Source organism: Flavobacterium koreense, from assembly GCF_054776075.1.
Genome location: NZ_BAAHCF010000029.1, coordinates 685,016 through 691,901, shown reverse-complemented (window position 1 = coordinate 691,901; position 6,886 = coordinate 685,016). Strand labels below are relative to the sequence as shown.

Annotated in this window: 9 protein-coding genes; 1 reads left to right on the top strand and 8 read right to left on the bottom strand. The window is 31.3% G+C overall.

Translation table 11 applies throughout. From position 1 onward, the window contains the following. Positions 1-1,109 (top strand): OmpA family protein (locus ACYU7A_RS11545; protein WP_460576685.1); only part of this gene is annotated, 1,109 nt, incomplete at its 5' end. Positions 1,110-1,537: 428 nt separating this feature from the next. On the opposite strand, the gene ACYU7A_RS11540 is transcribed toward ACYU7A_RS11545, so the two are convergent. The 8 genes from ACYU7A_RS11540 to ACYU7A_RS11505 form a co-directional block, all read right to left on the bottom strand. Continuing rightward, positions 1,538-2,035: a CAP domain-containing protein gene (locus ACYU7A_RS11540; protein ID WP_460576683.1), complete on the bottom strand. Its 498-nt coding sequence runs from the start codon at positions 2,033-2,035 to the stop codon at positions 1,538-1,540. 172 nt (positions 2,036-2,207) lie between these two features. Continuing rightward, positions 2,208-2,852, bottom strand: a complete 645-nt coding sequence (pdxH, locus tag ACYU7A_RS11535; protein ID WP_460576681.1) for a pyridoxamine 5'-phosphate oxidase — start codon at positions 2,850-2,852, stop codon at positions 2,208-2,210. Positions 2,853-3,067: 215 nt separating this feature from the next. Beyond that, entirely contained in the window at positions 3,068-3,976 is a 909-nt protein-coding gene (locus tag ACYU7A_RS11530; RefSeq protein ID WP_460576679.1) for a ribonuclease Z, read from the bottom strand. Between the two features lie 178 nt (positions 3,977-4,154). Beyond that, positions 4,155-4,358 (bottom strand): hypothetical protein, encoded by a 204-nt coding sequence (locus ACYU7A_RS11525; protein ID WP_460576677.1) that lies wholly within the window; start codon positions 4,356-4,358, stop codon positions 4,155-4,157. Positions 4,359-4,409: 51 nt separating this feature from the next. Next, entirely contained in the window at positions 4,410-4,742 is a 333-nt protein-coding gene (locus ACYU7A_RS11520; protein ID WP_460576675.1) for a ribonuclease Z, read from the bottom strand. Then, complete coding sequence (locus ACYU7A_RS11515; RefSeq protein ID WP_298119616.1) at positions 4,743-5,672, bottom strand: aspartate carbamoyltransferase catalytic subunit; 930 nt, start codon at positions 5,670-5,672, stop codon at positions 4,743-4,745. 38 nt (positions 5,673-5,710) lie between these two features. Then, positions 5,711-6,244: a bifunctional pyr operon transcriptional regulator/uracil phosphoribosyltransferase PyrR gene (gene pyrR / locus ACYU7A_RS11510; RefSeq protein WP_298309051.1), complete on the bottom strand. Its 534-nt coding sequence runs from the start codon at positions 6,242-6,244 to the stop codon at positions 5,711-5,713. Between the two features lie 117 nt (positions 6,245-6,361). Continuing rightward, positions 6,362-6,868, bottom strand: a complete 507-nt coding sequence (locus ACYU7A_RS11505; protein WP_460576704.1) for a glutathione peroxidase — start codon at positions 6,866-6,868, stop codon at positions 6,362-6,364. Between the last annotated feature and the right edge of the window lie 18 nt (positions 6,869-6,886).

Sequence of the window (6,886 nt, the reverse complement as noted above, 5' to 3'; positions counted from 1 at the left end):
ATAGTGTGGCACATCCGGCATTAAGTGCAGATGAGAAAACATTATATTTTGCATCAAACATGCCAGGTACTTTAGGACAATCAGATTTGTTTAAAGTTGAAATAAAATCAGATGGAAGTTACGGTACACCAACAAATCTTGGAAATGTAATCAACACAGAAGGAAGAGAAACTTTTCCGATGGTGACTAATGAGAACGAAATTTATTTTGCCTCAGATGGACATCCAGGACTTGGAGGATTAGATGTATTTGTTGCCAAAGAACAAGCTGATGGAAGCTACAAGAAAGTAGAAAACGTTGGAGAACCATTAAACAGTTCGAAAGACGATTTTGCTTACCTTATCGATACATCATCAAGAATAGGATATGTTACCTCAAATAGAGATGGTGGACAAGGTGGTGATGACATCTACAGATTTAAAGAAACTAAGAAACTAGAATGTGAGCAATTCTTAACTGGAGTTGTAACGGATAAAGAATCAGGATTACCACTTTCTGGAGCACGAGTAACATTATCAGATGCTAATTACAAAAAGCTACAAGAGGTAATCTCAGATAAAGATGGTAAGTTTGACTTTGGAAAAGTTGATTGTGGAACAAAATACTACATCAAAACAGAAAAGCCAGAGTACAATACTTTAGAGACAGCAACCATTACAAAAGACGAATCTGGAAAATCATTTGTTCCAGTAGAACTTGAGAAAGCTGTAAAACCAGTTAAAGTTGGAGACAACTTAGCAGAAGCTTTCAAAATCAAAATCATCTACTTCGATTTAGATAAGTCATTTATCCGACCAGATGCAGCAGTAGAATTGGCTAAAATCTTAGATGTAATGGAACAAAATCCAACAATGGAGATTGATGTTCGTTCACACACAGACTGTCGTCAAACAGCCAAATACAATATGGCTTTGTCTGACAGAAGAGCTAAATCAACTATTGCATGGTTAGTAGAAAAAGGCATCGCAAAATCAAGACTAACAGGAAAAGGATATGGTGAGTCGCAACTAGTAAACGATTGTGGATGTGAACCAACAAACCAATCAAGTTGCACAGAAGACCAACACCAAGCCAACAGAAGATCAGAATTTATTATTACTAAATTGTAGATTATTTAATATACAATTGTTTAAACCCTGGGAACCGTTCAAGTAATTGAGCGGTTCTTTTTTTACCTCTTACTTGCCTGTATGTAGTAAACAATTTGAAGGTTGTTCCGTAAATACTTTATTTAATATATTAAAAACAAGTACAGATAATAACATAAATTATAAACCATTTAAGGAAATAAAAAAGAAAGCAACTAAGATGAAAGTAACATCTAAATAACCTTCTACAACTTCTTTATAATTATGTTCCCTTTCCATCGGTTATTTAAAGAGTATTGATTTAAAAGATAATAACGTTGGTAAAGTTCATGCATCACCATTTCTTTTATTGTATGATAAGTGTTAACAATGACGAAAAAAAACACATAAAAAAAACCATCTGTAAAACAGATGGTTTTAATTCAAAATCAAACAAAACTATAAATCAATTATTTTTTCATAAACATATTAGTGTAATACTTTTTACCTGTAGAAGGGTTTACTGTAATAGATATTCCGAAGTGAGTATAATCACCATCTAAATTTGCTTTGTGTCCAGGACTTTGTAGCCATGCATACAAAGCTGCATTTGGGGTAGAAAAATTATACGCAATATTTTCTCCAACTTTTACAGCACCCAAAACTTGTATAATATTGTTTGAACGCTCTTCAAAATAATCATGATTAACTACATTGTTATCAATCATATATTGGTTATGTTCCAATGATTTGTATGAAATGTGATTGATTATTTCTAAAGAGTTAAGACCTTGACTTACTCTGTAATCATTAATAACTTGTGCTAATTTCATCTCATCTTGAGTGTAATCATAATCAGTGATTAATTGAGCTGGAGCTTGTTCTTCTTCTTTAGAATCTGGTGAACATGAAATCATAGTGAATACCAATGCCATTGGCACAAACAATCTTAGTAGTTTTGCTTTCATAATAGTAGGTTAAGTTTTTTAAAGATAGATGTGGGGCAAAAATCTTTATGTTAATATTGTATGAACGTTTTCTCTGATTTGGTTATACAATATTACTACTATGTCGTTAAACTGACAAATAAAATCGATGAAATACATCTTTTTTATTTTTTAATAAGAACTTTTCTTACAATTAAGATGAAAGCCTTTCTATTTTCCAGTTAAAATCATCTTGCAATTGATATCTAATTCTATCATGAAGACGATTAGGACGACCTTGCCAAAATTCAACTTCTTGAGGTCTAATTAAATATCCTCCCCAATTTGTTGGTCTTGGAATTTCTTTTCCGTCATAATATTGTTCTAATTCCCTTAACTTCTCTTCTAAAACAACTCTAGATGCAATTACCCTACTTTGGTCAGAAGCAATAGCTCCAAGCTTGCTGCCAGTAGGACGAGAATCGAAATAATTATCAGAAACATTGGTAGGAGTTTTTTCTGCAATACCTTTAATTATTACCTGACGTTCTATACTTGGCCAAAAAAAAGAAAGACAAACATTTGGGTTGTTTGCTATGGCTTGACCTTTTTCTGAATCATAATTAGTGTAGAAAATAAAACCTTCTTCGTTAAACTTTTTAAGTAGTACGACTCTAGATTTAGGAAATCCATCAACACCAATAGTAGAAATAGTCATGGCATTGGCTTCATCAACATCATCTAAATCTTCGGTTTCATGGAACCATCTATTAAATAAATTGATTGGATCTTCTGGAATAGTAGTTTCCAAAAGTTCACTTTTTTCGTAGGATTTTCTGTAATTGCTTAAATCTTTCATTGTACTATAAATTGCTTTTATAGATACAAAGTTAAAGAGATTTTGTTCTTAAAACGGAAACAAATGTTAAAATGAATTACTATTTAGCCCTGATGCTGGAATTGTTTGAGCTCTTTTTTATTGCGTTGCCTTCGAGTACCTCAGGCAACGCAATAAAAAAAGCGAGTTCCTGCAGCAGGAATAAGGATTATCGATAAAGACCAAGCCATTCGCTCCTACTCCATTTCAAATTCTCTTCCATCGTCTGCCAAAAGAACGTTTGGAAAAATGGTTTGAGCTTCGGTTTTAAAGTATTCTATGTTGCCATAGCGTGTAGAATAATGTCCAAGTATTAGATGTTTGACTTTTGCTTTTAAAGCAATTGTAGCGGCTTGTTTGGCAGTTGAATGCATAGTTCGCTCTGAAAGATGGGCTTCACTTTCTAGAAAAGTACTTTCGTGATACAAATAATCTACGTTTTCAATAAGTGGAATTATAGATTCATCGTACATAGTATCACTACAAAAAGCATAGTTTTTAGCAACTTGTGGATCAAAAGTTAGTTCTGAATTTGGAATAATGGTTCCGTTATCTAAAGTAATATCGCCACCATATTTAATTTTGTTGAAATATACTTTATCTATTTCATAATTTTCGACAGCTTCTACATTTAACTTTCGCTCTATATTTTTTTCTTGAAAAAGAAATCCGTTGGTATAAATACGATGATTAAGAGGAATAGTCTTAACCACTACTCTATCGTCTTCAAAAATAGTTTCAGATTCATTGGATTCTAACTCGTGAAAATATAAATTATAACCTGTGTAAGAACCAGAAGCTCGTAATTGAAGTAGAATGATTTCTTTGATTCCTTTTGGACCATAAACAGTTAAATCACTTTCTCTGTTGAGCAACATAAAAGTTGATATTAATCCAACTAATCCATAAAAATGATCACCATGAAGATGAGAAATAAAGATGTGGTTAATTTTAGAAAACTTGACTTTGCTTTTGCGTAATTGTACTTGAGTACCTTCTGCACAATCAATTAAAAACACACGATTTTTAATCTCTAAAACTTGAGATGTTGGATTGGAAATAGTTCTTGGTGTTGCTGCATAGCAGCCAAGTATGGTTAATTTCAATTTTTATTCTTTTTTATAGCGTAAATATTATACACCATTGATATTATAAGTAATAGATTTGTAATAATACCAAAATAATTAAATCTGCCATCTAAAAATCCGAAAACAACACTAAAAATCAACGCTATAATTGAGATAATTAAAAGTAAATATGCTAATTTAATATTTATCATAAAAACTAATCCGTTTTATCATTCTCTATTTTACCTAATTTCACGACTTTAATTATAATATAAATTAATAATCCAAGATTTACTGAAAGTCTTAAATAATCAAATTCTTGAGTTTTTAAACTTGTAATTAATCTGCTAGCAAATAAGTAAGTTAAAATAAATAAAACTCCTATATATATGTATACTATTGTTTTGTTGTCTAGTTTCATAAATATTGTATTGATTAAAAGATGAGATTCCTTCGGAATGACAAATGGTGATTAAAATCCTAAATCGCGTTCAATTTCTTCCATTTCTATGATGTCGTTAGCTTCTTGCAAAGAAGGAACAACAATTAACTTTGTTGGAACAGCATTAAAATCAATACCATCTGCAACAATTACGAATGATTTCTTTCCTTTTTGGTGAGCTTTTGATAAATCAGAAAACAATTTAATGTCCTTTAAAGTAACTTCTTTATCATGAGTAATGTCTAGAATTAAATTTTGAGATTTAAAACTATTGTGCTCATGTGTTACTTTTTCAAGAAATGAGTTTACATCTCCTTGAGTATCTTTTATTGTCGTTGTATGTCCTTTTTGATCTACTTTCATTTATTGTTTTATTTTTGAAGCTAATAAATAAATCACTGCCATTCTAATCGCAACTCCATTTTCAACTTGATCTAAAATAACCGATTGTTGAGAATCTGCTACATCTGAAGTAATTTCAACTCCACGATTTATTGGTCCTGGGTGCATGATTACTATTTCTTTGTTTAACGAATCTAATAACGCTTTATCGACACCATATTGTTGTGCATATTCCCTTGTAGATGGAAAGTAATTTACATCCATGCGTTCGTTCTGAACTCGAAGCATATTGGCAACATCACACCATTCTAGAGCTTTTCTTAAATTAGGTTCAACAGAAACTCCTAGACTTTCAATATATTTTGGAATTAATGTTTTTGGTCCGCATACTTTTACTTCGGCACCTTGCATTTGCAAAGCATAAATATTTGAAAGTGCTACACGCGAATGCAAAATATCACCTACAATAACCACTTTTTTTCCTGCAACTTCACCTAATTTTTCTCTAATCGAAAAACTATCTAACAAAGCTTGTGTTGGATGTTCATGTGCGCCATCACCAGCATTTACAATACTTGCTTTAACATTTTGAGATAAAAAATAAGCTGCACCAGGATTTGCATGACGCATCACCACCATATCCACCTTCATTGAAAGTATATTGTTTACTGTATCAATTAGTGTTTCTCCTTTTTTAACCGATGATTGTGCTGCTGAAAAACTTATAACGTCTGCTGAAAGTCTTTTCTGAGCTAATTCAAATGATAATTTTGTTCTTGTACTGTTTTCAAAAAAGATGTTAGCAATAGTAATATCTCTCAAAGAAGGTACTTTTTTAATTGGTCGATTGATGACTTCTTTAAAATGGTCAGCCGTTTCAAAAATCAAATCGATGTCTTCTTTTACAAGGTATTTTATTCCTAATAAATGGTTTACACTTAATTCTTTCATTTATATAGTTAGTTGTGTTGTAGTTGTAATTACTTTTTCTAAATCAAATAAACAGCATCTTCACCATCATTTTCAATCCAGCAAACTTTCACTTTTTCATTATTTATGGCATCTACTTGTCTTCCTCTATAATCGGGTTGAATTGGTAAATGGCGACTAAATCTTCTGTCAATTAAAGTCAGAAGTTCTACTTCAGATGGCCTTCCAAACGATTGAATTGCGGTTAAAGCTGCATTAATGCTTCTTCCTGTATACAAAACATCATCAATGAAAACCACTTTTTTATTTTCTACTAAAAAATCTATTTGGGTTTTATTGGCTTCTAATGGTTTTTCACCTCGACGAAAATCATCTCTAAAAAATGTTATGTCTAAAAAACCAAGTTGAATGCTTGCTACTTTATATTCTTGCTCTAAAATTTGCTTAATTCGCTCTGCCAGAAACTTTCCTCTTGGTTGTAAACCTATTAAAACGGTTTCAGAAAAATCAAGATGCTTCTCAATTAACTGACAAGCCAAACGATGTAGAATGATGTTAACTTCTTTTGCAGTGAGTAATATTTTTTGACTCATAATGAAGTGGTTGTTTGGTGTGTAAAAGTAAATAAAATTATTTGAAGCTACTAATTCGTTGCGCATAAAAAATCCCTTTACTACTAGCAAAGGGATTAATTTTATTTCTTTCTCTATTTATTTTGAAATCCAATCTACAATTTCTGCATCTGTAGGAAGTACTTGTGGCGAAACTACTTTTTCTAATTCACCATTTTCATTAATCAAATATTTTTGAAAATTCCATTCTACTTGACTGTCTTGCAAACCATTTCTAGATTTTTGAGTTAAGAATTGATACAATTCACACATATCACTTCCTTTTACAGAAACCTTACTCATCATAGGAAAAGTTACTCCATAATTTTTCTGACAAAAAGCACCAATTTCATCATTTGTTCCAGGTTCTTGTTGTCCAAAATTATTAGCAGGAAATCCAACAATTACAAAATTTTTGTCTTTGTATTTTTCATAAATTGCCTCTAAGTCTTTGTATTGTGGAGTCAATCCGCATTTAGAAGCCGTATTTACAATTAGTATTTTCTTTCCTTTTAAAGAAGCAAAATCAAATTCATCGCCACTTAAATCTTTAACCTTAAATTGGTAAATGTTTTCTTTATTCATAGTTTCAGTTTTTGCAATCAACTCAGATTTAGCATTTGT